We start from the raw sequence: 24285 nt of genomic DNA on the forward strand, positions 1-24285 counted from the left end.
GTAAGTTGCAGGTGGCGCACAGCGCCAGGGAGAACTGACATGGGAGCAAGGATCGGCGTCATCGGCGCGGGACAGGTGGGCGCCGCCGCGGCCTACCTGCTGTCGTCCACGCCCGGGGTGAGCGAGATCGTGCTGGTGGACCTGGACACGGCCCGGGCCGCGGGCGAGGCGGCGGACATCGGCCACGCGGCGGCCTTCGGCACCTCGGCGCGGGTGCGCGAGGGGCACTATGCCGACCTGGCCGGCTGCGCGGTGGTGGTGATCACCGCGGGCGCCAGCCTCAAGCCGGGCCAGACCCGGCTGGAGCTGGTGCAGCAGAACCTGCGCATCGTGGACCGGATCGTCGAGCAGGTGCTACAGGCCGCGCCCGGCTGCGTGCTGCTGTTCGCCACCAACCCGGTGGACGTGATGCCGGCGCTGGCCGTGCAGCGCTGGGGCGTGCCGCCCGGCCGCGCCATCGGCACGGGCTGCATGCTGGACTCGATCCGCTTCCGCGACCGGCTGGCCCACCACCTGGCCGTGGCGCCCGGCTCGGTGCACGCCTACGTGTTCGGCGAGCACGGGGACTCGCAGGTGCTGCACTGGTCGTCGGCGCAGGCTGGGGGCGTGCCCATCCTGGAATTTGCCGCGCAGCGCGGCCAGCCCATCGACGCAGCCCTGCAGCACACCATCGCCGAGGACGTGCGCACGGCGGCCTACCGCATCAAGGCCGGCAAAGGCGTGTCCAACTTCGGCATCGGCGGCTGCATCGCGCGGCTGGTGCGTGCCATCGTGGGCGATGAGCACAGCGTGTTCTCGGTCTCCACCTACCTGCCCGAGCTGCAGGGCGTGCGCAACACCTGCGTGTCCCTGCCCCACGTGCTGAATGCGCAGGGCGCCAGCGCCCCGCTGCAGCCCCAATGGTCGGCGCAGGAAGAGGCGGCACTGCGCGCCAGCGCGGCCGTGCTGTCGGACACCATTGCGGGTGCGCTGCAGTCACTGCCTGCGCGGAGTGTTTAGCTATTATTTTTATAGCTGCCTGCTCTTATCCATCAAGCGCCACAGGCCGATTTGACTTGAATATCGGCGGAACCGCCGGTTCAGGCTGCCGGCTGCAGCACCCCGTGCATGGCGGCGGCGAAGCGCGGGTCGGCCATGGCGCCCACGTTGCAGCGCGACCAGCGGGACGGCGCCGACGGGTCCACGTGGAAGACGCGCCCGGGCGCCATGGTCACCTTGCGGGCCATGAGCTGCTCGGCCAGCGGCAGCGAATCCGCCACGCCGGGGAAGGCCACCCACAGGTAGAGGCTCTGCGCGCTGCGCGCGAACACCTCGCAGCCCTGCGCGTCCAGCCATGCCAGCGCCTGCGTGGTGGCCTGGCCCAGCTTCTGGCGCAGGCGCACCAGGTGGCGCTCGTAGTGGCCCTCGCGCAGCATCACGTCCACCATGCGCTCGCAGTATTCCGAGCCGCTCACGTGGATCAGCGCCTTCAGGTCGGCCAGGTCGCTGGCCAGCGCGTCGTTGCAGGCGATGAAGCCCACGCGCAGCGCGGCCGAGAACGACTTGGAGAAGCTGCCGATGTAGATGGTGCGCTCCAGCTGGTCGAGCGTGGACAGGCGCACGGCCGAGGTGGGCTTGAAGTCCGCCAGCGGGTCGTCTTCCACGATCAGCAGGTTGTGGCGTTCGGCCAGCTGTAGCACCTTGTAGGCCTTGGCGGCTGTGATGTCCGATCCCGTGGGGTTGTGGGCGAGTGATTGCGTGAAGAAAAGCCGCGGGCGCTCCTGCTGCAGCAGCGCGTCGAGCGCCGCGACGTCGGGCCCGTCGGCCAGGCGCGGCACGCCGATCACCCGCGCGCCAGCCAGCTTGAGCTTGCCGAACAGCGGGTAGTAGCCCGGCTCGTCCACCAGCACCTTGGCGTCCGGCGGCACGAAGTAGCGGATGACCAGGTCCATCGCGTCGTTGGCGCCATGCGTCAGCACCAATTGGCCGGGCGTCGCCTGCAGGCCGAAGTTGCCCAGCTTGCGCACCAGGCTGTCCCTCAGCGGCGCATAACCATAGCGGCTGCCGTAGCGGAACAGCGAGCCCAGACCCGTGCGCACCACCTTCTGGTGGTAGCGGTCCAGCCGCATGTCGGCCAGCCATTCGACCGGCGGAAAGCCGTCGCCCACGGCCACGGCGCCCGGCTCGGTCTTGAGCTGCTCGCGCATCAGCCAGACGATATCCATGGCGCGGCCCAGCTGGCCGGCGTCTTCCTGCGCCCGTTGCGCGGACCGCGCCGTGCCCAGCACGTAGAAGCCCGAGCCCCGGCGCGGCTCCACCAGCCCGCGCGAAACCAGCAGGTCGAACGCCGCCACGATGGTGTTCTTGGCATAGCGGTGCAACTGCGCCAGCTCGCGCAGCGACGGCAGCTTGTCGCCCGGCCGGTACACGCCGTCGGCGATCTGCTGGCCGATCAGGTCGGCCAACGTGTCGGCGATCGGCGCCGAACGCCCTCTGCTTTCCGCCATCGCGGCCCCTCCGTTCATGTTGCACTGCGATGGTACTGTTCCCGCAAACTGTACCTTTTTAAGAGGGTACAGTTTGCCTACAGTCCGGCGATCCGATGGATTCAGACTTTCAGGAGATCGCCTTCATGGTTGCCGACTCGCGCCTGCCCAATTTCCGCGCCCTCACCCCCGCCCAGCGGTGGGATTTCCTCGCCGACGCCTGCGGCCTCACCGACGCCGAACGCGCGCTGGTGCGCCAGCCCGGCGCCCTGCCCCCGCAGCTGGCGGACGGCATGATCGAGAACGTGTTCGGCACGTTCGAGTTGCCGATGGGCGTGGCCAGCAACTTCCAGATCAACGGCCGCGACGTGCTGATTCCGATGGCGGTGGAAGAGCCCTCCATCGTCGCCGCCGCGTCGTACATGGCCAAGCTGGCGCGCGAGAGCGGGGGCTTCCAGACCTCCAGCACGCTGCCGCTGATGCGCGCCCAGGTGCAAGTGGTGGGCATCGCCGACCCGTACGGCGCGCGCATCGCGGTGCTGCAGGCGCGCGAGCAGATCATCGAGCGCGCCAACAGCCGCGACAAGGTGCTGATCGGCTTGGGCGGCGGCTGCAAGGACATCGAGGTGCATGTGTTCCCCGACTCGCCGCGCGGCGCGATGATCGTCATGCACCTGATCGTGGATGTGCGCGACGCCATGGGCGCCAACACCGTCAACACCATGGCCGAATCGGTGGCGCCGCTGGTGGAAGAGATCACGGGCGGCTCGGTGCGCCTGCGCATCCTGTCCAACCTGGCGGACCTGCGCCTGGCCCGCGCCCGCGTGCGCCTGACGGCCGACACGCTGAAAACCAAAGAGCGCAGCGGCGAAGAGATCATCGAAGGCATCCTCGACGCTTACACCTTCGCCGCCATCGACCCCTACCGTGCCGCCACGCACAACAAGGGCATCATGAACGGCATCGACCCCGTCATCGTCGCCACCGGCAACGACTGGCGCGCGGTGGAGGCCGGCGCCCATGCCTATGCCAGCCGCGGCGGGCACTACACCTCGCTCACGCGCTGGGAGAAGGACACCAGCGGCGCGCTGGTCGGCACCATCGAGCTGCCCATGCCCGTGGGCCTGGTGGGCGGCGCCACCAAGACGCATCCGCTGGCGCGCCTGGCGCTCAAGATGATGGACGTGAAGACCGCGCAGGAGCTGGGCGAGATCGCCGCGGCCGTGGGCCTGGCGCAGAACATGGGCGCCTTGCGCGCCCTCGCCACCGAAGGCATCCAGCGCGGCCACATGGCCCTGCACGCCCGCAATATCGCCCTGGTGGCCGGTGCCACGGGCGACGAGGTCGACGCCGTCGCCAAGCGCCTGGCCGCCGAGCACGACGTGCGCACCGACCGCGCGCTGGAAGTGCTGCAGGAACTGCGCGCCAAGCGCTGAACCCGATACCGCCCGGCGGCGGTAGGGCCGCGCGGGCGCCGCACGTGCCCCCCACCACCGAACCATAACGAGGAGACAAGCATGACAACCAAAGACCCCGCCACCTGGCGGCTGGCCGAAGTCTGGGGCGACACCGTCGACCTGCGGCACCTGGCCTGGTCCATCGTGATCGGCATCGGCATCAGCGTGGTCGGCTTCTACCTGGCCAGCCGCTGGCTGGCCACGGTGGTGGAATCGAAACAGCTGGCGCATGCCTACGCCATGCTCGCCGGCCTGGCCGGCTGCGTGACGGCCGGCGTGATCTGCGCACGCGCCTTCCCCCCGAAGCGCGAAGTGACCGAGCAGGACACCCCCACCGACCCGGCCTGGCGCCGCGAGGTGCTGGAGGAACTGGCCGCGCAGCCCGGCGGGCTGGGCTCCGTCACCGACCTGCCGCCGGTGGTGGTGCAGGAATTAAAGGAGTTGAAGCTCTACGACCTGTTCGTGCAGAACGCACAGAGCGCCGCCACTCCATCCACCACGCAGAACGTGGCCACCGGCCGCGCGACGCACTGACCCCGGGGAGCACGACATGGATCCGCAACTCCTCAACGACATCGCCGTCGCAGCCGCCATGGGGCTGGTCGGCGCGGTAGTGTTCGCCGCCATAGGTCTGGTCTCGGGCACCGATGAAACCACCACGCTCGCACCGCTCACCCTGCTGGTGGTGCTGCTGGGCGTGCCGCCCGCCGGCGTGTTCACTTTCTTCCTGGCCGGCGCCGTGGCAAAGCACATGACGCATGCCGTGCCCACCGCCCTGCTGGGCATACCGGGCGACACGCTGGCTACGCCGCTGCTGCAGGACGCCAACATGCTGCGCAAGCTGGGCGTGCCGCACATTGCCCTGCGCAAGATGGTCTCGGGCGCCATCGTCGCGGCCTTCGTGGCTGTGCCGCTGGCCGTGCTGTTCGCCGTCATGCTGGCGCCGTTCGGCTCCACCATCACCAAGACGGCGCCGTGGATCTTCCTAGCCGCCGCGCTGCTCATCGCCTACTTCTCGGCGGGCCGCTGGGCCTCGGTGGCGCTGCTGGTGCCCTTCGTGGTGGTGATCATCGCGCTGCAGGCGCTGACCGCGAAGTACGAGGTGAAGCTCAGCATCAGCTACTTCCTGGGCATCGCCATCGGCCCGCTGATCGCCGACCTGTTCACCGTGATCGCGCCAGCCGGCCGCCAGCGCATGCTGCGCGACCAGGTGCGCCAGTTCAACCTGGCGCCAGACGTGAAGGGCTGGTCGGGCTACTTCCCCAACCCGCTCAAGGTGATGGACCGCGTGCAGACCCGCTGGACGCTGATCACCGCCACGATCTCCAGCGCCACCTTCGTGTTCAGCCCGGTCGCCATGACGGTGGTGCTGGGCGAGCTGGTCGGCTCGCGCATCAAGCATGCCTACCACCGGCTGACCACCGTGCTGAGCGCGCGCAACGGCGTGACCGAGGCGACCTACATCGCCGAGGCGCTGATCCCGCTGATCGCCTTCGGCCTGCCGCTCAGCCCCGTGGCCGCCGGCCCGGCCGCGCCGCTGTTCAACGCGCCGCCGCGCTTCACCGTGGATGCCGCCACCGGCCAGACGCACAACCTGCACAACCTGCTGAACCACTGGGAGTTCCTGGGCTACGGCATGCTGTCGGTGCTGCTGGCCGCCGTGGTGTCGTACCCGTTCGCGATGAACTTCGCGCGGCGCGCGGCGCTGTTCGTCTCGCGCCGGGTGAGCCACGAGGCCATCATCGCCACCTTCGTGGGCCTGATCATCGTGATCAGCGTGTGGGAAGGCCAGCTGCTGGGTCTGCTGGTGATCCTGACCATGGGCCTGCTGGGCGGCCTGCTGTCGCGCAACTTCGGCTTCAACACCGGCGTGCAGTTCATGGGCTACTACACGGCGGTGCTGAGCGTGCCGGCGATCGTCAAGCTGTTCTGACCCCTCAGCCAGCGCCGGAGCGATGGCCGCGCACCCGGGCGGCCATCGCCCGCATTCCGCACGGGGGAGCACCACGAACGGCAGCGCCGCACCGTTGCGGACACGCAGCGGGCGGAACGCCCGCCCCAATACTTCAATTTTGATAGCTACCTGCGCTTATTCCATAAGCGCTAGAGGGCGATTCGACTTGAAAATCCTACAGCAGCTATGCGAGTTAGCCGCGCTGCTTGGCAGCGCGGTACAGGCCTTCGACGCGCGGCACGTTCTGCTCCAGCTCGCGGATGCGGTCCGGGCCGCTGGGGTGGGTGGAGAGGAACGCCAGGCCGCCCTGGTTCTTGGTCGCCTCCCCCATCTTGCGCCACAGGCTCACCGACGCGTTCGGGTCGTACGCCGCCCGCGCCGCCAGTTCCAGCCCGACCAGATCGGCCTCGGTTTCGTCGCTGCGGCTGAAGCGCAGCGACAGCAGCTCCGTGCCCAGGTTGGCCGCGGCGTTGCCCAGGTCGCCCAGGCCCAGTAGCTGCGCACCCAGCGACAGCCCCATGCTGGTGGCCTGCGTTTTGGCAATGCGGGCGCGGGCGTGTTCGCGCAGGGCGTGCGCCATTTCGTGGCCCATCACCATGGCGGCCTCGTCGTCGGTCAGCTTGAGCTGGTCGAGGATGCCGGTGTAGAAGGCGATCTTGCCGCCCGGCATGCAGAAGGCGTTGATCTGCTTGCTGCCGATCAGGTTGACCTCCCAGCGCCAGGATGCCGCGCGGCTGTTCCACTGCGACGAGAACGGAATGAGGCGCTGCGAGATGGTGCGCAGCTTGCGCAGCTGGGCGTTGGAATCCGACGCCAGCGCCTGCTTGGCCTTGGCCTGCGCCAGCATCTGGCTGTACTGCTGGGTGGCGGCCTCTTCCAGCGTCTCGGCGGGCACCAGCTTGCGCAGGCTGGAGCCGGAGCCCACGTCCACCTGCGCCAGCGCGGGCCCCGCCACCGCGGCGCCTGCGGCCAGCAGGAAGCCGCGGCGCGCGTTCCAGGTGCCCTTGCGCAGGGCGCAAAGCCGGCAGCCAGAACCAGACGCAGAAGGGCCGTCGTCAGGGGCGGCCGGGTGCATGGCGGAAGGGGGCAGATTCAGCATGGGCGGGAGTCTAGCCGCGGCATCGGCCGCCCGTCTGTAGGCCGGGCGCCCAGCAGGGCATGCGTTCCGCGGCACGGGCTGCGCCAGCGGCGGCGCCGTGGCGGCGACCTGTCAGCGGCGCCGCAGCTCGGCGCGGATGACCGCCAGCAGCCCCAGCAGCACCGCCCCCAGGCCGGCCCAGGCCGCCAGCGGCTGGTGCTCGCCCACCACTGCCACCGCCAGCCCGAAGGCCGCCACCGGCTCCAGCAGCGTGAGCGTGACGCTGGTGGCGCCGGCGATGTGGCGCAGCCCGCTGGAGAACGCCACATAGGCCAGGCCGGACACCACCACGCCCAGATAGACCACCACCGCCAGCGACGGCAGGCTGAAGCGCGGCGCGCCGGCCAGCAGGGCCGCCACCGGCAGCGCCAGCAGCGCCGCCCCGGAGAACACCCGCAGGTTGACGGCCAGCGGCGGCGCCAGCGTCACCAGCCGCTTGTTCACCAAGGCGTAGCCGGCATACGACAGCCCCGCCAGCAGGCACAGCGCCAGTCCCCACCACGAGGTCGTGGCCGCCGCGCCCTTGCCCAGCACCATCAGCGCGCCGCCGGCCACGCTGACGGCCGTGCCCAGCCACCACAGCCCGATCGGCGGCGAGCGCAGCAGTGCGGCCTGGATCAGCCCCGCCCAGATCGGGCCGCTGCCGATCGCCACCGCCGTGCCCACGCCCACGCCCGAAAGCTGCACGCCGGCGTAGAAGCAGATGCTGTAGCCCGCCACACCCGCCGAGGCCAGCGCCAGCAGCGGCACAGGCAGCGGGAGCCGCACCGGAGCGGGCGCAGCGCCGGACGCCACGCGCGGGCCTCGGCGCGGCAGCGCCGACAGGCCCCGCAGGCACGCGAAGAAGGCGCTGGCCACGGCCAGCTGCGCGGCGCCCACCCAGAAGGGCGAGAGGCCGCCCGCGCCCAGGCTCTGCGCCGTGCCCGTCGTGCCCCACAGCGTGGAGGCCAGCAGCACCAGCGCCACGCCCCGGGTGGATTCGGAAGAGGAAGTTGCGGTCATGCCGCCATGGTGGCGCGCACGGCCAGCGCAAATGTCGAGCAACGCGCGATGTGGTGCCGGGCGCGCCAGATTCGGCTCAGCCGCCCCGGCGCAGCGCGCGGGCCCCCACACCCCGTTCGCGCCGCAGGGCGTAGGCCAGTGCGCTGGCGCTGGCATAGCCCACGCGCAGCGCGGTCGCCTCCAGCGACTGGCCCCGCGCCAGCGCCTGCGCGGCGGCGTCGAGCCGGCAGTCCCGCAGCCAGGCCTGCGGGGTGCGGCCCGTCAGCTCCTGCCAGCGCGCATGAAAGCGCGGGGCGCTCAGCGCATACAGCGCCGCCATGCGGGCCGTGGGCCACTCCTCGTGCAGGGCCGCGCGCAGCGCCCGCTCCAGCACGGCCGGCGCGAGAGCCCGGCGCGCCAGCACGCGGGGCGACTGCAGCAGCTGCGCCAGGCGCACGGCCGCGTCGTGGCTGGGGTCTGGGCTGGTGGCCGGCCAGTGCCGGCAGGCGGGCGGCACGGCAAAGCGCCGCACCCGGTCCACGCTGGCGGCCTGCGCGGGCGCGTCGATGACCAGCAGGCACGAGCCCGCCTGCGCCAGAAAGCCGTGCGCCACGCCCGCGGGCACCACCATGCCGCAGGCCGTGTCCACGAAGGCTGCGCGGCCCGCCACCTCCAGCTCCATGCGCCCGGCCAGCGCGTACAGGACCTGGGCGTGGTCGTGCGCATGCGCCGTGTGCTCGCCGCTGTAGCGGCGCACGGAGGCCATCGGGGCCAGGAGGGGAGCGGTTGCCATGGCGCGATGGTAGTGGAGCGCGCCACAGCACCGCGCCGGGGCGCCGGGCGGCATGCGTGCGGATAATCCACGGCACCCTTTTGCCCGCCCGCCCATGTCCACCTCCCCTGCGCCGCTCCCGCCCTCCGCTCCTGACGCCCCCCGCAGCCGCTGGCGCGATGCCTGGCGCGTGTACGCCGAGCCGGCCAGCCTGCGCATGCTGGCGCTGGGCTTCTCGGCCGGCCTGCCGCTGCTGCTGGTGCTGGGAACGCTGTCGTTCCGGCTGCGCGAGGCGGGCATCGACCGCACCACCATCGGCTACCTGAGCTGGGTAGGCCTGGCCTACGGCGTGAAATGGCTCTGGGCGCCGCTGGTGGACCGGCTGCGCATTCCGCTGCTCACGGCCTGGCTGGGGCAGCGGCGCAGCTGGCTGCTGGCGGCCCAGCTCGCCGTCATGGGCAGCCTGGCGGGCATGGCGCTGACCGATCCGACCCGCTCGCTCGACACGCTGGTCGCCTTCGCGGTGGTGGTGGCGTTCGCGTCGGCCACGCAGGACATCGCGCTCGATGCCTTCCGCATCGAATCGTCCGACGCGCAGCGCCAGAGCGCGCTGGCCGCCACCTACCAGACCGGCTACCGGCTGGCCATGATCTGGGCCGGCGCGGGCGTGCTGTGGATCGCGGCACGCACGGCCGCGTCCGACGCGTATGAGCACGCCGCCTGGCAGGCAGCCTACCTGGTGATGGCCGCGTCCATGCTGGTTGGGGTGGCGACGGTGCTGCTGTCGCGCGAGCCCATCGCCCGCGACGCCGCGGCCGATCGCGCCGCGCGGGCGCAGGCCGCAGCCACGTTCGCACGCGACGGCCTGCGCTTCACCTGGCCGCAGGCCCTGCTGGCGGCGGTGCTCGTCGCCCTGCTGGCGGGCATGGTGCGCGCGGCGCTGGGCAACATCACCGCGCAGGAGACGGCCGTCTACCTGGCGCTGGGCGCCGTGGCGGCCTGGGGCCTGCGCGCCGGCTGGGGCAGCGCGCGCCCGCTGCGGGTGCCCGTGGCGCGCAAGGCGGCGCCCCTGGTGGCCTGGCTGGATGCGGTGATCGTGGAGCCGTTCGCCGACTTCATCGCCCGCTACCGCTGGCAGGCGGCGCTGATCCTGGCGCTGATCGCCGTCTACCGCATCAGCGACGTGGTGATGGGCATCATGGCCAACCCGTTCTACGTGGACATGGGCTACACCAAGGACGAGGTGGCCGCGGTGACCAAGGTCTTCGGCGTGATCATGACGCTGGCCGGCGCCTTCGTGGGCGGCGTGCTGTCGATGCGTGTGGGCGTGATGCGCGTGCTGATGCTGGGCGCGGTGCTGAGCGCCGTCAGCAACCTGCTGTTCGCCTGGCTGGGCATGCAGGGGCACGACGTGACGCTGCTGGTGCTGGTGGTGTCCGCCGACAACCTGGCGGGCGGCATCGCCTCGGCCGCGTTCATCGCCTACCTGTCGAGCCTGACCAACGTGCAGTACTCGGCCACGCAGTACGCGCTGTTCAGTTCGATGATGCTGCTGCTGCCCAAGTGGATCGCGGGCTTCTCGGGCCGCTTCGTCGATGCGTACGGCTACACCGAGTTCTTCATCGGCACCGCGCTGCTCGGCGTACCGGTGCTGGTGCTGGTGGCTCTGGCCGCACGAGCGGCACGCAAGACGGCCGGGTAACCGGCCGCAGCGGCGGTTTACCTAACTTTACCGGCACGACAACACGGCGAGATGCCCAGGCGCGACGATGAAACCGACCCGCAAGCCCTCTTCATCCTCTTTCTCCTTTTCTTCTTCCTCCACGCCCCGCACCGCCATGAGCTCCCAGCTGCTGATGATCGAAGACGACACCCGCCTCGCCCAGATGGTGGGCGAGTACCTGGGGCAGTCCGGCCTGCAGGTCACGCACAGGGCCGATGGCGCCAGCGGCATGGCGCAGCTCCAGGGCCCTGACGCCGGCCCCCTGCCCGACCTGGTCATCCTCGACCTGATGCTGCCCGACATGGACGGCCTGGAGGTCTGCCGCCGCATCCGCGCACTGCAGGGCCCCGCCGCCCACGTGCCGGTGCTGATGCTCACCGCCAAGGGCGACCCCATGGACCGCATCATCGGCCTGGAGCTGGGCGCGGACGACTACCTGCCCAAGCCTTTCGAGCCGCGGGAGCTGCTGGCGCGCATCCGCGCCATCCTGCGCCGCCGCGAAAGCGGGGCCCAGCCGGCGGCGCAGGTGCTGCGCTTCGGCTCGCTGGAGATCGACCGCGACGCGCGCACCGTCACCCTGGCCGGCCAGCCGGCCGAACTCACCTCCTACCAGTTCGACCTGCTGGTCGCCCTGGCCGAGCGCGCCGGCCGCGTGCTCACACGCGACCAGATCATGGAAGCCGTGCGCGGCCGCGAGCTGGAGGCCTTCGACCGTTCCATTGACGTGCACATGGGCCGCATCCGCGCCGCCATCGAGGTGGATGCCAAGAACCCGCGCCGCATCCTCACCGTGCGCGGCGTGGGCTACGTCTTCGCCAAGCAGCAGGATTGAATGGAGAGCATCCCCCTGTGGCGCTGCGCGCCTTCCCCCTTCTCTCGCAGCGCTGCGCGCGGCGGGAAGGGGGACGCCGCCGTCGCTGCGGGGCGGCCCTTGCTTGGCGGCTGCTGGGGCAGGCCGCGCCAGTTCGTGATGCGGTGCGCTGGGCTTGTCACGCTGGTTGGTGGAGGGGAGTACATCCCCCTGTGGCGCTGCGCGCCTTCCCCGTTCTCTTGCAGCGCTGCGCGCTGCGGGAAGGGGGACGCCGCCGTCGCTGCGGGACGGCCCTTGCTCGGCGGCTGCTGGGCCGGGCCGCGCGGGGTTTCGATGCCGCGCGGCAGGCTTGCCGCGCTGAATCCCTGGAAAGAGAACAGCCTCCCGTGGTTCGGCACACCGACCCTTTGCTCGCTCTGCGCTGAGCAGGTCGGCAAGGACGAAAGTCGCTCTCGCCGCGGGGCGGCCTGTGCTCGGCGGCTGCTGGGCACGGCCGGCAAGCAACGCTACGAGGAATGCTGAGATGTCCCTGCTGAGCCCCTTTTCCCGCCGTCTGTACCTGCGCATCTGGCTGGCCGTGGTGGGCGGCGTGGCGGTGTTCGCCGTCGTGGTGGGCCTGGCGTGGCGGGTGGCGGCCGAGCACAACGAACAGGTGCAGCGCATGCCACCCGCGCGCGAGCTGGTGCTGCGCGACAGCAGCGGCAAGGCCGTGATGCAGGGGCAGGCGGTACGCCAGCCCTTCGAGCCGGGCGATCCGATCGCGTTCAACATCGAGGCCGAGGACGGCTCGCAGTACGTGCTGCAGCTGTCGCCGCGCCAGCGCCCGCCGGGAGCTGACCGGCGCGACCGCGGCCCCGACGGCCCCTCCTTCTGGCTGCGTCCGCCGCTGGGCTTCCTGTGGATGCTGGCCGTCGTCGGCATCGCCGTCACCCTGGGCGTGTTCCCCGTCATCCGCCGGCTGCTGCAGCGGCTGGAGACACTGCAGCGCAGCGTGCAGCGCTTTGGCGAGGGCGACCTGTCGCAGCGCGTGCCCGAGCACGGCCACGACGAAGTGGCCGCGCTGGCGCGCCAGTTCAACGCTTCTGCGGCGCGTATCGAGACACTGGTGCAGTCGCACAAGTCGCTGCTGGCCAATGCCTCTCACGAGCTGCGCTCGCCGCTCACGCGCATCCGCATGGGGCTGGAGCTGATGCAGGGCAGCACGCCTTCTCCCGCCTTCCGCGAGGAGATCCTGCGCAACATCGCCGAGCTGGACCAGTTGGTGGACGAGATCCTGCTGGCCAGCCGCCTGGACGCCCGCGAGGCCGACGTGGGCACGGTGGAGCCGGTCGATCTGGTCGGGCTGGCGGCCGAGGAGTGCGTGCGCGTGGACGCCGAGCTGCAGGTGCAGGACGGCATCGATGCGCTGGACGTGAACGGCGTGGCCAAGCTGCTGCGCCGCGCGCTGCGCAACCTGCTGGAGAACGCCCGCCGCTACAGCCAGGGCGACATCACGCTGGGCCTGGAACGCCAGGGCCGGCAGGTCGTGGTGCGCGTGTGCGACCACGGCCCTGGCGTGCCGCCCGAGCAGCGCGAGCGCATCTTCGAACCCTTCTACCGCCTGCCCGGCGCCAGCGAGCGTGCCGGCGGCGTGGGCCTGGGCCTGGCGCTGGTGCGTTCCATCGCCGGCCGCCACAACGGCAGCGTGCGCTGCGAGGCCCGGCCCGACGGCCAGCCCGGCGCCTGCTTCGTGCTGACGCTGCCGCTGGCTTGATGACACCCCCCTGAGCGGCTGCGCCGCTCCGTGCAGCCGCCAGAGGCGGCAGCTCTTCGGGCACGTCCCAGCCTGCGCGGGCAGGCTGGGAGTCGCGGCCCTCAGCCCCCGCTCTCGTCGTGCTGCGCGCGGCGGGCAGGGGGACGCAGCCCTCGCTGCGGGGCGGCCCTTGCTCGGCTGCCGCTGGGGTGGGCCGCGCCGGTATCCAACGATTTTTACGGTGGTTAGCCCGAAGAATCACAAGCCGACACGGTGCGCGCCATTCACCCGCTCTTGCCGCGCTGCGTATGGAGGACAGGAGCAAGCAGCCTTCGCAGCGGGGCGGCCTTTACTGCACGACTGCCACACACCCCGGGGGCCGTGCGGTTGCACGCACGCGGTGGAACGGGGCCAGCGCCATTTTTATTTCCACATCATCTGTGCAGCGGCCAGCGCCAGGCCATGCCCGCCAGCAGCGCCGCGCCCAGCACCAGCGCGCCGGCAGCGGCCGCCAGCCCCAGCGTGAAGCCGTGCGCCGCCGAGGCGCTGTGGTGCAGCATCCAGGCAACCATCGGCGGCCCGGCGATCTGCCCCAGCCCGTACGCCGCGGTGAGCAGGCCGGGAAAGCTGTCGGCCCCGGCCGGCCATACGCGCCGCGCCTCCTGCAGCGCGTAGAACGTGATCGCCGTGAACGGCAGCCCCAGCAGCAGGCTGCCCAGCGCGAAGCCCGCCGCCGAGGGCCACACCACACTGAGCGCGATGGCGCCGGCCTGCACAGCGTAGGCTGCGGCCAGCAGCCAGCGGCGGTCCCACCGGGCCGGGGTGCGCGTGCTTAACGCCGCGCCCAGCGCCACGCCGGCACCGAACAGCGGCCAGAAGAGATCGGGCCAGGCCGAGCCGGCCGGCAGCGCGCCGCGCGCGATGACCGGCAAAAAGGTGGCCGTGACGATGTAGCCCAGCCCCGCCAGGCCATAGGCCAGCGTGAGCAGCGCCCGTGCCGGGATGCCGCCCGGAGGCGCAGGCGCCAGCGCTGCGCCAGCCGGCGCTGCCGCGGCCTGGCGCGCGGGCTCCGCCGCCCCCTGCACGACACGGCAGGCCGCCGCGCACAGCAGCGCAGCCAGTACCGCAAACGCGCACCAGCCGGCCGCGGCCGTCCAGCCGCCGGCCACCATGGCGCTGGCCGCCAGCCCGGTGATGAGAATCCCGAGGCCCGGCCCGCAGAAGATCAGCCCACCCAGAGCGGGCACGCCCAGCGTCTGCAGCCGCACCATGCACCACACCGACACGTTGAGGAACACAAGCGCGCTGGCCGCCCCTGCCAGAAAGCGCAGCGCCGGCCACGCCTGGTCCCAGGGCTGCGCCATGCCCAGCGTGAGCAGCACCGTCGCCACCAGCCCCCACCGCGTGAGCCGCGCCGAATGCCACACCACGCGCAGGCGTGGCGCCACCCACGGAAAGGCCATGCAGGCCAGCGCCCCGACCAGGTAGCCCACGTAATTGGCCGTGGCCAGCCAGCTGCCGCCGGCCAGCGAAACCACACCGTCGTGCAGCATCATGGGCAGCAGCGGCGTGAAGGCGAAGCGGCCGATGCCCATGGCCGCCGCCAGTGCCGCCATGCCCGCCAGGGCCACCGCCCAGGGGCGGTCCTGCAGCGGGCTGGAAGTGGAGGAGGACAAGATGGGCGATGGCGCAGAGGGCATAGGGAAAGTCGCTTTCGTTTCTTTTTTGAGATATATTTTTGATAAATCATCTCACAAAGAGAACGAAAGAGAACGTTTCATGGACCTTTGCGCGCTGGAGATCTTTCGCACCGTGGCCGCCGAGGGCAGCGTCACCCGCGCGGCCGAACGCCTGGGCCGCGTGCAGTCCAACGTCACCACCCGCGTGCAGCAGTTGGAAGAGCAACTGGGCAGCCCGCTGTTTCGCCGCGAAGGCAAGCGCATGCTGCTGACGCCGGCCGGCGAGGCGCTGCGCGGCTATGCCGACCGGCTGCTGGCGCTGGCCGAGGAGATGCGCCAGGCCGTGCGCGGCGGCGCGCCGGGCGGCCGGCTGCGCCTGGGCGCCATGGAAAGCACCGCCGCCGCGCGCCTGCCCCAGCCGCTGGCGCGGCTGCATGCGCAGTGGCCCGATCTGGAGCTGGACGTGCGCACCGGCGCCTCGTGCCTGTTGGCCGAGCAGGTGCTGGCCCACACCCTGGACGCCGCCCTGGTCGCCTGGCCCCCGCCGGGCCTGGACCCGGACGCCGCCCTGGTGCGCACCACGGTCTACCAGGAAGAACTGCTGGTAGCCCTGCCCGCCGGCCACGCCGCGCCCCAGCCCGGCCAGCGCCTGCCGCTGGACACGCTGGCCGCCTTTGCGCCCGGCTGCACCTACCGCAGCCTGGGCGAGGCGTGGATGCAGCAGCACCACCCGCACGGCCAGCCGCCGCGCGTGCTGGAGGTGGCCTCCTACCACGCCATCCTGGCCTGCGTGGCGGCCGGCCGCAGCGCCGGCGTGGTGCCACGCGCCGTGCTGGAGCTGATGCGCGAGCCGCCGCCGGTGCAGCTCGTGCCGCTGCAGACCTGCCCCACGGTGCTGCTGCACCGGCCCGGCTACGACACGCCGGCGCTACGCGCCCTGCAGGAGGCGCTGCACGCGGGCGCGCCGGTCGGCTGACCCATCCTTCCGTCCTTCGCACCGCGCCTCTCCCCGTTCAACGAAAGCCCACCCATGACCGACGCTGCCGCCCACCCCGCTGCCCCGCTCTTCGACCGCCTGGGCGTGCCCCTGCCCATCGTGCAGGGGCCCATGACCGGCTCCGACACGCCGGCCCTGGCCGCTGCCGTTTCGCAGGCCGGCGGGCTGGGCATGCTGGGCTGCGGCATGCGCTCGCCCGCCGCCATGGCCGAGGCAGCGGCCGAGGTGCGCCGCCGCACCGACCGTCCCTTCGGCATGAACCTGTTCGTGCAGGACACGCCCATGCCGGACGACGCCACCGTGCGCACCGCCCTGGAGCGCATCGCGCCGCTGTACGCGGCTTTCGGACTGAAGCCCGCCGTGCCGGCGCAGTGGTGCGAAGACTTCGCCGCGCAGTTCGAAGCGCTGATCGACGCACGCCCGGCAGTGGCCAGTTTCACCTTCGGCATCCTCACCGCCGCCCAGGTCGCGCGCCTGCAGGCGGCGGGCTGCACGGTCATCGGCACGGCCACCACCGTGGCCGAGGCCCGCGCCTGGGAGGCCGTGGGCGCCGACGCGGTCTGTGCGAGCGGGGTGGAGTCCGGCGGCCACCGCGGGACCTTCCTTGCCGACTTCGAATCCAGCCAGGTCGGCACGCTGGCCCTGGTTCCGCAGTGCGTGGACGCGCTGCGCATTCCGGTCATCGCGGCCGGCGGCATCATGGACGGCCGCGGCATCGCCGCCGCGCGGGCGCTGGGCGCGCAGGGCGTGCAGATGGGCACGGCCTTCCTGGCCTGCCCGGAGTCAGCCATCGGCCCCGCCTACCGCGCGGCCCTGGCCCAGGCCGGCGACACCGGCACACGCCTGACCCGCGTGTTCTCGGGCCGGCCGGCGCGCGGCATCGTCAACGCCACCATGGAGCAGCTGGCGCCCTTCGAGGCCGACGTGCCGGCCTACCCGGTGCAGAACGCGCTGATGGGCCCGGTGCGCAAGGCGGCGGCTGCGCAGGGCCGGGCCGACGCCCTGGCCCTGTGGGCCGGCCAGGGCGTGGCAGCCACGCGGCCAATGCCGGCCGGCGACATGGTGGCGCGGCTGGCGCAGGAGTGGCGGGCGGCCCGGTCCTGAAGCCAAAATGGCCTGCAGCGCCCTATCCGAAAGCGCCTGCAGCTATTCATTCGATAGCAACCGACCACTGGCAAGACCCTGGACGATGCGATCGGGGGGCGGCAGCGGGCTCAGTCCGCCATCAAGTAGCGTCCAACCAAGCTGTCGGGTAGGTACAGGCCTCGCGCCAAGTACTCGTCTAAGCGCTTGCGGTCAGGCCCGCGCAGTTTGACCACCGGCGGAACCGCCCTTGCCACGCGCGAGAACAGCAACCGCAGCTTGAGCGGCGTGCGGCGCCAGTCGCCTAGCAGGTGGTACTGGAAAGGCCCCTGCTCGGCATTGGTCAGGCTCAGCACATAGCCCCCACGCATGCGCATGGCGCATTGCATGGCCAGGTGGATGCTGAGGTAGCTGGGCAGATCGATGTTCTGGCGCACCAGGTCGTAGATGCCCTGCTCGCGCAAGCATTCGATGTACTCCTCGCCCGTGCGCGCGATCGCCCGGCCGTCGAACTCGGCCAGCGCATCGGCGGCAAAGCGACTGCCGGGCGGCGCTGCGAGAAACCAGCTTTCCACCACCGGACAAACCGGGTCGGTGGTGAAGCGGCCGAGGTAGTACGCCACCAGATCGCTCTGCGCCTGCTGCTGCGCGTCGATCACCCAGTCGAGCGACTGCGTGAGCACGGTACTGGCGTCGATCCAGATACCGCCGAAGCGGTGCAGCAGCGCCAGGCGGATCCAATCGGCGCGCTTGGCGGGCGCCACCTGCGCCAGGACGGGCGGCGCGTCGGGGATCAGCTCGCGCACCTGCGCATCGTTCAGCACCCGCACCTCGAAGCCTGGGTTCATGCGCCGCCAGTTGTCGATGCAGCGCGCAATCAGAAGCGGAAGCGTGTCGCTGTTCCAGTAGGTCCAGACCACGCGGGGAATAGCCGCAACAGGCGCTGCCCCCGTCGGCACGTCCTGCGCAGCGGGGATGCGATAGATCTCTTGGGCGACGGCAGGATGGGGCTCCAGCGTGCGGGGGAATGCGGTGAAGAAACGCTTCAGCCCTGCGGCAAGCCACAGCTCTCCACGGTTTTTGAGGGTGAGGGAGGAAGAGGGAGACGTCATCGTGGGCGGTAAGCGTACCAGCGGGTGAGCTTGGCGCGGCGCAGCCACCAGCCGCGCAGCAGGTAGGCGCGCAGCAGTTCGGACAGCGTCATGGGCGAGGCTTGCGCGAAGTCCTGCCGGAACCGGTCGGACGCCGCTTGCAAGGCAGCCCGCGGCTCCAGCTCCGCCCAGCGCGGCAAGCTGCGCTGGGCACCGATGAGGCTGCGCGCGCATTGGTGCGCCAACGCAAAGCGCAGGCTGTCCGGCAAAGGGTGGTTGCCGTGCGCGGCAGCATAGGCGTTCAAAAAGCCCGCCAGTGCGGCAGATTGGTCGTGCGCCTTGCGCAGATTCATGCTGGACAGAATGCTGCCATCGCGCTGGCGGTAGGCCACCCAGGGCCGGTCTACGTAGAAAAAGCTTTGAGCCAGCAGCGCCAGTTGGGGCATGGTGGCGAGGTCTTCGAAATAGCGCCCGGCGGGAAAACGCAGCCCGCCTGCCCACAAGGCGCGACGCGAGATCTTGGACCACGCATGCAGTTGCCCGGTGCGCAGCAGCCCAGCGGCGAGCAAGCGACCATCGCGCTGCGGGCCGCCGGCAGCACCGGCGAAGGTGCGCCTGTGGCGCTCTCCGCGCAGCCAGTGCTTTAATCGTTCACGCGCGCGCCACACCTGAAAGTCGCACACCACCACATCCACCGGGTGCTGGAGAACCACGGCATGCAGCTGTGCGATGGCGCCGGGGAGCAGCTTGTCGTCGGAATCGAGAAACCACAGGTAGTCGCCGCGCGCCGCATCGATCATCGTGTTGCGCGCAGCGCTCAAACCGACATTGGCCGCGTGGCGCAGCAATGTCAGGCGACCTGGCCAACGCGCCGCCAGGGCCTGCATGAGCGAGGCGGAGCCGTCGGTGGAGCAGTCGTCCAACAGCAGCACCTCAATGGCTTGGCCAGCAGCGTCGCCAGTGGGCCATTGCGCCATCACGGACTCGACGCATTCTTCAAGATAGTCCTGCACGTTGTACACGGGGATGAGGACGCTCAGCCAAGGCGTCAGCGATGGCGCCGCCGATGGAGAGACCGTCATGCGTGGCCTCTCGGCGGCTGTGCGATCACGCGCTGCAGCAGCGACTCGTAGCGCTGCGTCATCACCTGTAGCGTGTAGTGTTCCAGGGCGTCCTGGCGTGCCTGCAGCGCCATACGCTGGGCCTCCTGCGGCTGGGTCAGCAACTGATGCAGCGCATCGGCCAACGCGGCCGGGTCTTCATGCGCCACGCGCAGGCCGTTGCGCCCGTGGTCGATCACGTCCTGCACGCCGACCACGTCCGTGCCGACCACGGCACAGCCCGCCGCCATGGCTTCGATCAGCGCGAGCGGCATGCCTTCGTAATGGGTTGACAGCACGAACACCGCATGACGCATCAAAAGGCCTGGCATGTCGGCACAATGGCCCAAAAACTCCACCTGCTGCTGCAGGCCCAGACTGTCGCGCAAATGCTCCAGCTTGCGCTTCACGCCGGCCTTGCCGCCGCCTGCCAGCCGTACCGCCGGGGCCATGCCTCTGTCACGCAGGAGCGCCACGGCGCGCAGCAGCGTGGCGTGGTCTTTCTGGCGGGCAAAGCGTGCCGACATCACGATGGCAGGCTCGCGCGTGCTCAACGGGCGCTGACCGGCTTCGGCGAACGGCTCCGGGCGGATGCCGTTGGAGATCGCCTCGGTACGGTCAGATGGGAACCCCCGTGCCAACAGACTGCGGCGCACTCCCTCGGAGCACCCCACGATGGCAGCCGTGCGCTGGCTGAGCCACAGAGCCTGCCGCAGCCTCCAGGCGGTGTAGCGCTCGCGTGAGTTGTGTTCGACATGTACCAGGTACGGCACGCCGGCCAGCAGCCCCGCGTACCGGCCCCAAAGATGCTCGCTGAAGCCGTGCGCCACCAGCACGTCGGGGCGGTAGGCGCGGCACAGCGCGGCAAGCGCCCAAACGGTGGCTGCGTGCGACCAGCCTGGCACCACCTGCACTGGCAAGCCTTGGGCCCGCACCGCTGCCAGACGCTCGGGCGTCGTGGTGCGCTTGCGACGTAGCACCAGCAGGGGTTCCAACGCACCCGACTCCGCATGCGCTCGCACCAGATCGACGGCCACCTGCGTGGCGCCCGAAAAACCGCCTGTCACGAAGTGCAGCACGCGCGGCCTGCGCGCAAGCACCCCGGAAGGTGGGGCGAAACTCATGCTGCAGTCGCGTGCGCCGCGTCACGCTCCATTCCGACAACCGCCGCCCATTGCAGCATGGTGAGAAACAAGTAGCCCATGATGCCGCTGTTGTGTGCAAAAAAGACCTGCGTCAGGCCAAACCCAATGTACAGCACCGGAACACACAACCCGGATACCCGCATCGCCAGCCATTGAGCCTGCCAACCCGGGGATTGGTTCTCAAACGCCACCATCCTGCGTTTTGAAGGCCACAGCAGATAGATGGGCCAAAAATACAGTGCGAGCAGACAGGTGACTCCCACCAAGCCCGCCTTCACAAAAACATCGAGCACCTCGTTGTGCACATAAACGTATTCGGTGATGGCCGGCTGGTACAAGCCTGCAGCAACGCGCTTCGTTTTTTCCTCGATGTACTGCGCGGTTGTCCAACCGAATACGGGCCGCTCCCAGCCCAGGTCCCAGGCAAAGCGCCAATGTTCCAAGCGCTGGCCGACCGAAGAGTCCGCTGAGCCCTGATTCTGGTACTCCTGCACCTCGGTCTGCATGATCTGCCAACGTTCTTCCAGCACATGGCGATTGGCCACGCCCACGGCCATCACCACAACGGCCACGGCAACGATCACGCCGCCCAGCATACGGCGGTTGAACCGCAGCACAAACCACAGTCCCACTGGCAGTGCCAGCAGCAGCGCGAGCCAACCGCCACGGGACTGCGACAACACCGATGCATTGAGTGCACCGGCAGTCGCCAATGCCCCGACCGCGATGATCCAAGGACTCAGCCGCTTGCGCTGCGCCATCAACTGGGCCGCCAGCATGGCGCCCAGCAACAACGCGAGATTGCCCCACTGGATGGCGTTGGTACGGCCGGTCGGAAAGCCCGAGGCCCGGGGCTGGCCCTCCATCCAGACCTGCCAAAGAGCCACGCCGCCTGCGCCAATGCAGCCAACCAACAATCCCCAGAACGACGCCGATGGGCGCGGCGGGCACGCCACCACGAACAGCAGGCACACGGCACCCAGATAGAACTTCATGGGGCGATCCCACTGATTCCATCCAGGTTCTGGATAGGCAAGGATGAACCAGAAAGATCCCATGCCTACGATCAGGGCTGCGAACACCAGGCTCCTTCCATCCGGCTTGCGCGCAATCCAGTGCGGCAACGCAGCCAGTGCGCCCAGCAACAGGAGCAGGGCGCCGTAAGAGTAGCCCGAGGCAACCGCTACAGCCAAGGCCGGCACCAGGAACGCAGCCAGGGTGGTGAGCTGCCGCGGCCATGGAGCAGGGCCAACAAAAGATTGAAGATTCATCAAAAAGAGCTTGCCAGCGCGGCAAGCCGTTCAAAGTGGGGGAAAGGCCCGGACGCATCTCACGCCGCGTCAGACCGTTGTACAGCCATACGCTGTGGCGGCGGGATCGTAACCTGACGGACAAGGTGCCAGAATCCCACGGTCTGTTTTTGCACCATCGGGTACTTCCCTGACTCCATGACACGTTCTTTGCCCGCTGCCCTGTTCCGAACCGTTTATCGGCTTTTCACGCTGCTCAAGCCGAATCGCGGTAGTTCCTTTTCCAACGCTGCGCAGTCGCTTGTGTTCACCGGAAATGAATCAACAGCATCGGTTTCACAAACCGCCAAGCCACCGATCCCCCGGAAGATCTGGACCTATTGGAATGCGGAGACCCCGGACGCGATGGTGCGCCAATGCATCGCCAACTGGGCCACACAGTGCCCCGGATTCACCGTCCATGTACTGAACAGCCGAAATCTGACCGAGTGGATTCCTGAACAGGATTTGCCGACCCATTTCGCCACGCTGCATCCCACCAAACAATCGGACTGGGTCCGGCTCTATGTGGTCCGGCACCATGGTGGCTATTGGCTGGATGCCACCATCCTGCTCACGCAACCACTGTCGTGGCTGGACAGTGCTCGGGGCGGTATCTCAGCGGAGTTTGCCGGCTTTTATCTAGAAGGCTACACCCATGATGCGCACTTCCCGGTGATCGAAAGCTGGGCGTTCGGCGCCCCAGCCCATTCTTCCTTTGTGAGCGCTTGGCAGGACGAGTTTAACCAAGCCCTCATCCTTCAGGGAACTGATCAGTATCTGCAGGAAATCCAGGCCACAACCGAGGGCGAAACACTGCTGCAAGGCATAGCAGACCCGGCTTATCTGCTGATACATGTCGCCGCGCAGCGGGTTCTGCGGCGTACGAATGCCTATCGGCTGGCACTGTTCAAGGCAGAGGACACGGCCTTCTTCTACCAGAAGGCGGTGCGCTGGAAGTGGTATCTGCTCTACCCGCGGCTATGCCTGGTGCCAGCCGACGCGCAGATCGCGCCGTTGGTCAAGCTGCGCGGTGGCGAGCGACGGCATTTCGCGCAGCTCTTCGCGCAGCACGGGGAGCCTGCGGCCGACAGCCTGTGGGGCCGGGCCTGCCGCCCGGCGGCGCCGCGCTGAAGCCCTGCCGCCCCGCGGTCGAAGCGCGGGGGCCGGAGAGGCAGGGGGTCAGTGCCCCGCGTGCACCACCTCGCCCGCCTTCAGGCGGTACACCGTGCCGCAGTATGGGCACTTGGCCTCGCCGGTGTGGGCCACGTCCAGATACACCTTGGGGTGGGTGTTCCACAGCTTCATGTCGGCTTTGGGGCTGGGACAGAAGACGCCGCCCTGGGGATTGAGGTCTTTGGCGAGGAGTTCGATGACAGCTTGGGACATGGCGTTCAGACCTTGGCGAGCCAGTGGGCGTACTTGGGATTGCGGCCGTTGACGATGTCGAAGAAGGCCTTCTGGATTTTCTCGGTGACCGGGCCGCGGCTGCCGGCCCCGATGGCGATGCGGTCGAGCTCTCGGATGGGCGTGACTTCGGCCGCTGTGCCGGTGAAGAAGGCCTCGTCGGCGATGTAGACCTCGTCGCGGGTGATGCGCTTTTGCACCAGCTCGATACCCAGATCCTGGCAGATGTGGAAGATGGTGTTGCGGGTGATGCCGTTGAGCGCGCCGGCCGACAGGTCGGGCGTATAGACCACGCCGTTCTTGACCACGAAGACGTTCTCGCCGGCACCTTCAGACACGAAGCCCGAGGCGTCCAGCAGCAGCGCCTCGTCATAGCCGTCGTCCAGCGCTTCCATGTTGGCCAGGATCGAGTTGCTGTAGTTGCTCACGGCCTTGGCCTGCGTCATCGTGATGTTGACGTGGTGGCGGGTGTAGCTGCTGGTCTTCACGCGGATGCCGCGCTGCATGCCTTCTTCGCCCAGATACGCGCCCCAGGCCCAGGCGGCCACCATCAGATGGATCTGGTTGCCGCGGGGGGACACGCCCAGCTTCTGCGAGCCGATCCAGGTGAGCGGGCGCAGGTAGCACGATTCCAGCTGGTTCTCGCGCACCACGGCCTTTTGCGCCTCGTTCACTTCTTCCTTGCTGAACGGGATCGCCATGCGCAGGATCTTGGCGCTGTTGAACAGACGCTCGGTGTGCTCTTCCAGGCGGAAGATGGCCGTGCCCTGCTCCGTCTTGTAGGCACGCACGCCCTCGAACGCCCCGCAACCGTAGTGCAGCGTGTGCGTCAGCACGTGGATCTTGGCATCGCGCCAGTCGACCATCTGGCCGTCCATCCAGATCTTGCCGTCACGGTCGGCCATCGAGGGAACTACGGGGCTCATGGGTATCCTTTGGAATGGGAGAAGTAAATCGCCGAACCGGCAATTTTACGGTTCCGATGCCGGGAGCGCAGCGGGGGCGGCTTCCGGACTGTCCTGCACCGGCGGGCGCTCCAGCTCCCAGCGCACCAGGCGGCCCCCGCGGAATTCGCAGGTCACGTGGGACTGCGTGCCGTCGGTCCAGCGGTACAGCTCGGGCTCCTCGCCCTCCTTCGACAGGGGCTGGCCCAGCGCGCGCGTCATGGCCACCACATGCATGAGGTTCACGCCTTCGCGCAGCTTGGCATTGAGCATCACGGCGCTGCCCACGTAGCCGATGGGCCGGTTGGCGGCCTTGTTCATCACGTTCATGAGCCGGGTGAAATGCAGCAGCGCCCACATGATGAGGCCACCACCCACGGCCAACAGGCCCTGCCAGCCGTAGGAGCGCCAGGCCAGGCCCAGCAGCACCAGCAAGCCCAGGGGAATGAGAATTTTGCGCAGATTCATGGGCCGCATTGTCCTATGCGCACGCGGTCCCCTTCGTGTGGAAGGTGCG

At 69.7% G+C, this 24285-nt stretch carries 22 protein-coding genes; 10 read left to right on the forward strand and 12 right to left on the reverse strand.

Features of this window, described 5'->3' with window-relative positions; translation table 11 throughout:
* Positions 1–39: 39 nt before the first annotated feature.
* Positions 40–999 carry a lactate/malate family dehydrogenase gene (locus QE399_RS05175; RefSeq protein ID WP_309826795.1) on the forward strand — a complete coding sequence of 320 codons (960 nt, stop codon included), beginning with the start codon at positions 40–42 and terminating at the stop codon, positions 997–999.
* An 80-nt stretch (positions 1000–1079) separates the two neighbouring features.
* Here QE399_RS05175 and QE399_RS05180 read toward each other — a convergent pair whose 3' ends face one another.
* Positions 1080–2486 (reverse strand): aminotransferase-like domain-containing protein, encoded by a 1407-nt coding sequence (locus QE399_RS05180; RefSeq protein WP_309826797.1) that lies wholly within the window; start codon positions 2484–2486, stop codon positions 1080–1082.
* A gap of 125 nt (positions 2487–2611) precedes the next feature.
* Between QE399_RS05180 and QE399_RS05185 the strand changes: the two genes are divergently transcribed.
* From QE399_RS05185 to QE399_RS05195, 3 genes are all read left to right on the forward strand, one after another.
* Positions 2612–3901, forward strand: a complete 1290-nt coding sequence (locus tag QE399_RS05185) for a hydroxymethylglutaryl-CoA reductase, degradative (RefSeq protein ID WP_309831941.1) — start codon at positions 2612–2614, stop codon at positions 3899–3901.
* 81 nt (positions 3902–3982) lie between these two features.
* Complete coding sequence (locus QE399_RS05190; protein WP_309826798.1) at positions 3983–4456, forward strand: hypothetical protein; 474 nt, start codon at positions 3983–3985, stop codon at positions 4454–4456.
* A 16-nt stretch (positions 4457–4472) separates the two neighbouring features.
* Positions 4473–5855, forward strand: coding sequence for a tripartite tricarboxylate transporter permease (locus QE399_RS05195; RefSeq protein ID WP_309826800.1), 1383 nt, complete (start codon positions 4473–4475; stop codon positions 5853–5855).
* Between the two features lie 214 nt (positions 5856–6069).
* Here QE399_RS05195 and QE399_RS05200 read toward each other — a convergent pair whose 3' ends face one another.
* From QE399_RS05200 to QE399_RS05210, 3 genes are all read right to left on the reverse strand, one after another.
* Positions 6070–6951, reverse strand: coding sequence for a M48 family metallopeptidase (locus QE399_RS05200; RefSeq protein WP_309831942.1), 882 nt, complete (start codon positions 6949–6951; stop codon positions 6070–6072).
* A 135-nt stretch (positions 6952–7086) separates the two neighbouring features.
* Complete coding sequence (locus tag QE399_RS05205; RefSeq protein ID WP_309826802.1) at positions 7087–8016, reverse strand: DMT family transporter; 930 nt, start codon at positions 8014–8016, stop codon at positions 7087–7089.
* A gap of 76 nt (positions 8017–8092) precedes the next feature.
* On the reverse strand, positions 8093–8788 hold the full coding sequence (locus QE399_RS05210; protein ID WP_309826803.1) for a helix-turn-helix domain-containing protein: 696 nt from the start codon (positions 8786–8788) through the stop codon (positions 8093–8095).
* A 94-nt stretch (positions 8789–8882) separates the two neighbouring features.
* Between QE399_RS05210 and QE399_RS05215 the strand changes: the two genes are divergently transcribed.
* From QE399_RS05215 to QE399_RS05225, 3 genes are all read left to right on the forward strand, one after another.
* Positions 8883–10469, forward strand: a complete 1587-nt coding sequence (locus QE399_RS05215) for an AmpG family muropeptide MFS transporter (protein ID WP_309826804.1) — start codon at positions 8883–8885, stop codon at positions 10467–10469.
* Positions 10470–10605: 136 nt separating this feature from the next.
* The gene (locus QE399_RS05220) at positions 10606–11322 is read left to right on the forward strand and encodes a response regulator (RefSeq protein ID WP_309826807.1); all 717 of its coding nucleotides are present in this window, start codon (positions 10606–10608) and stop codon (positions 11320–11322) included.
* 502 nt (positions 11323–11824) lie between these two features.
* Positions 11825–13054 carry an ATP-binding protein gene (locus tag QE399_RS05225; protein WP_309826808.1) on the forward strand — a complete coding sequence of 410 codons (1230 nt, stop codon included), beginning with the start codon at positions 11825–11827 and terminating at the stop codon, positions 13052–13054.
* Between the two features lie 413 nt (positions 13055–13467).
* On the opposite strand, the gene QE399_RS05230 is transcribed toward QE399_RS05225, so the two are convergent.
* A complete protein-coding gene (locus tag QE399_RS05230; RefSeq protein ID WP_309826810.1) occupies positions 13468–14733 on the reverse strand; it encodes a YbfB/YjiJ family MFS transporter in 1266 nt (421 codons plus the stop codon).
* A gap of 79 nt (positions 14734–14812) precedes the next feature.
* Between QE399_RS05230 and QE399_RS05235 the strand changes: the two genes are divergently transcribed.
* Entirely contained in the window at positions 14813–15688 is an 876-nt protein-coding gene (locus QE399_RS05235; protein ID WP_309826811.1) for a LysR family transcriptional regulator, read from the forward strand.
* A gap of 54 nt (positions 15689–15742) precedes the next feature.
* Positions 15743–16813 carry an NAD(P)H-dependent flavin oxidoreductase gene (locus QE399_RS05240; RefSeq protein WP_309826813.1) on the forward strand — a complete coding sequence of 357 codons (1071 nt, stop codon included), beginning with the start codon at positions 15743–15745 and terminating at the stop codon, positions 16811–16813.
* Positions 16814–16923: 110 nt separating this feature from the next.
* Here the strand turns inward: QE399_RS05240 and QE399_RS05245 are convergent, their stop codons facing one another.
* The 4 genes from QE399_RS05245 to QE399_RS05260 are packed head-to-tail and all read right to left on the reverse strand — an operon-like array spanning position 16924 to position 21399.
* Entirely contained in the window at positions 16924–17904 is a 981-nt protein-coding gene (locus QE399_RS05245) for a glycosyltransferase family 32 protein (RefSeq protein ID WP_309826816.1), read from the reverse strand.
* The gene (locus tag QE399_RS05250; protein ID WP_309826818.1) at positions 17901–18965 is read right to left on the reverse strand and encodes a glycosyltransferase family 2 protein; all 1065 of its coding nucleotides are present in this window, start codon (positions 18963–18965) and stop codon (positions 17901–17903) included. Before QE399_RS05250 ends, QE399_RS05245 begins: the two co-directional genes overlap by 4 nt.
* Entirely contained in the window at positions 18962–20107 is a 1146-nt protein-coding gene (locus QE399_RS05255; protein ID WP_309826820.1) for a glycosyltransferase, read from the reverse strand. Before QE399_RS05255 ends, QE399_RS05250 begins: the two co-directional genes overlap by 4 nt.
* Positions 20104–21399: an O-antigen ligase family protein gene (locus QE399_RS05260; RefSeq protein ID WP_309826823.1), complete on the reverse strand. Its 1296-nt coding sequence runs from the start codon at positions 21397–21399 to the stop codon at positions 20104–20106. The genes QE399_RS05255 and QE399_RS05260 overlap by 4 nt, the downstream gene beginning before the upstream one ends.
* Positions 21400–21576: 177 nt before the next feature.
* Between QE399_RS05260 and QE399_RS05265 the strand changes: the two genes are divergently transcribed.
* Positions 21577–22551, forward strand: a complete 975-nt coding sequence (locus QE399_RS05265; RefSeq protein ID WP_309826824.1) for a glycosyltransferase family 32 protein — start codon at positions 21577–21579, stop codon at positions 22549–22551.
* A 48-nt stretch (positions 22552–22599) separates the two neighbouring features.
* Here the strand turns inward: QE399_RS05265 and QE399_RS05270 are convergent, their stop codons facing one another.
* Genes QE399_RS05270 through QE399_RS05280 form a run of 3 tightly spaced genes read right to left on the reverse strand, consistent with a single transcriptional unit; the run spans position 22600 to position 24236 of the window.
* Positions 22600–22806 (reverse strand): zinc-finger domain-containing protein, encoded by a 207-nt coding sequence (locus QE399_RS05270; RefSeq protein WP_309826825.1) that lies wholly within the window; start codon positions 22804–22806, stop codon positions 22600–22602.
* A gap of 5 nt (positions 22807–22811) precedes the next feature.
* The gene (locus QE399_RS05275; protein WP_309826826.1) at positions 22812–23750 is read right to left on the reverse strand and encodes a branched-chain amino acid transaminase; all 939 of its coding nucleotides are present in this window, start codon (positions 23748–23750) and stop codon (positions 22812–22814) included.
* A gap of 45 nt (positions 23751–23795) precedes the next feature.
* Positions 23796–24236, reverse strand: coding sequence for a glycerate kinase (locus tag QE399_RS05280; protein ID WP_309826827.1), 441 nt, complete (start codon positions 24234–24236; stop codon positions 23796–23798).
* Positions 24237–24285 lie beyond the last annotated feature (49 nt).

Origin of the sequence: Paracidovorax wautersii, assembly GCF_031453675.1 — a bacterium.
Classification (GTDB): Bacteria; Pseudomonadota; Gammaproteobacteria; order Burkholderiales; family Burkholderiaceae_C; genus Paracidovorax.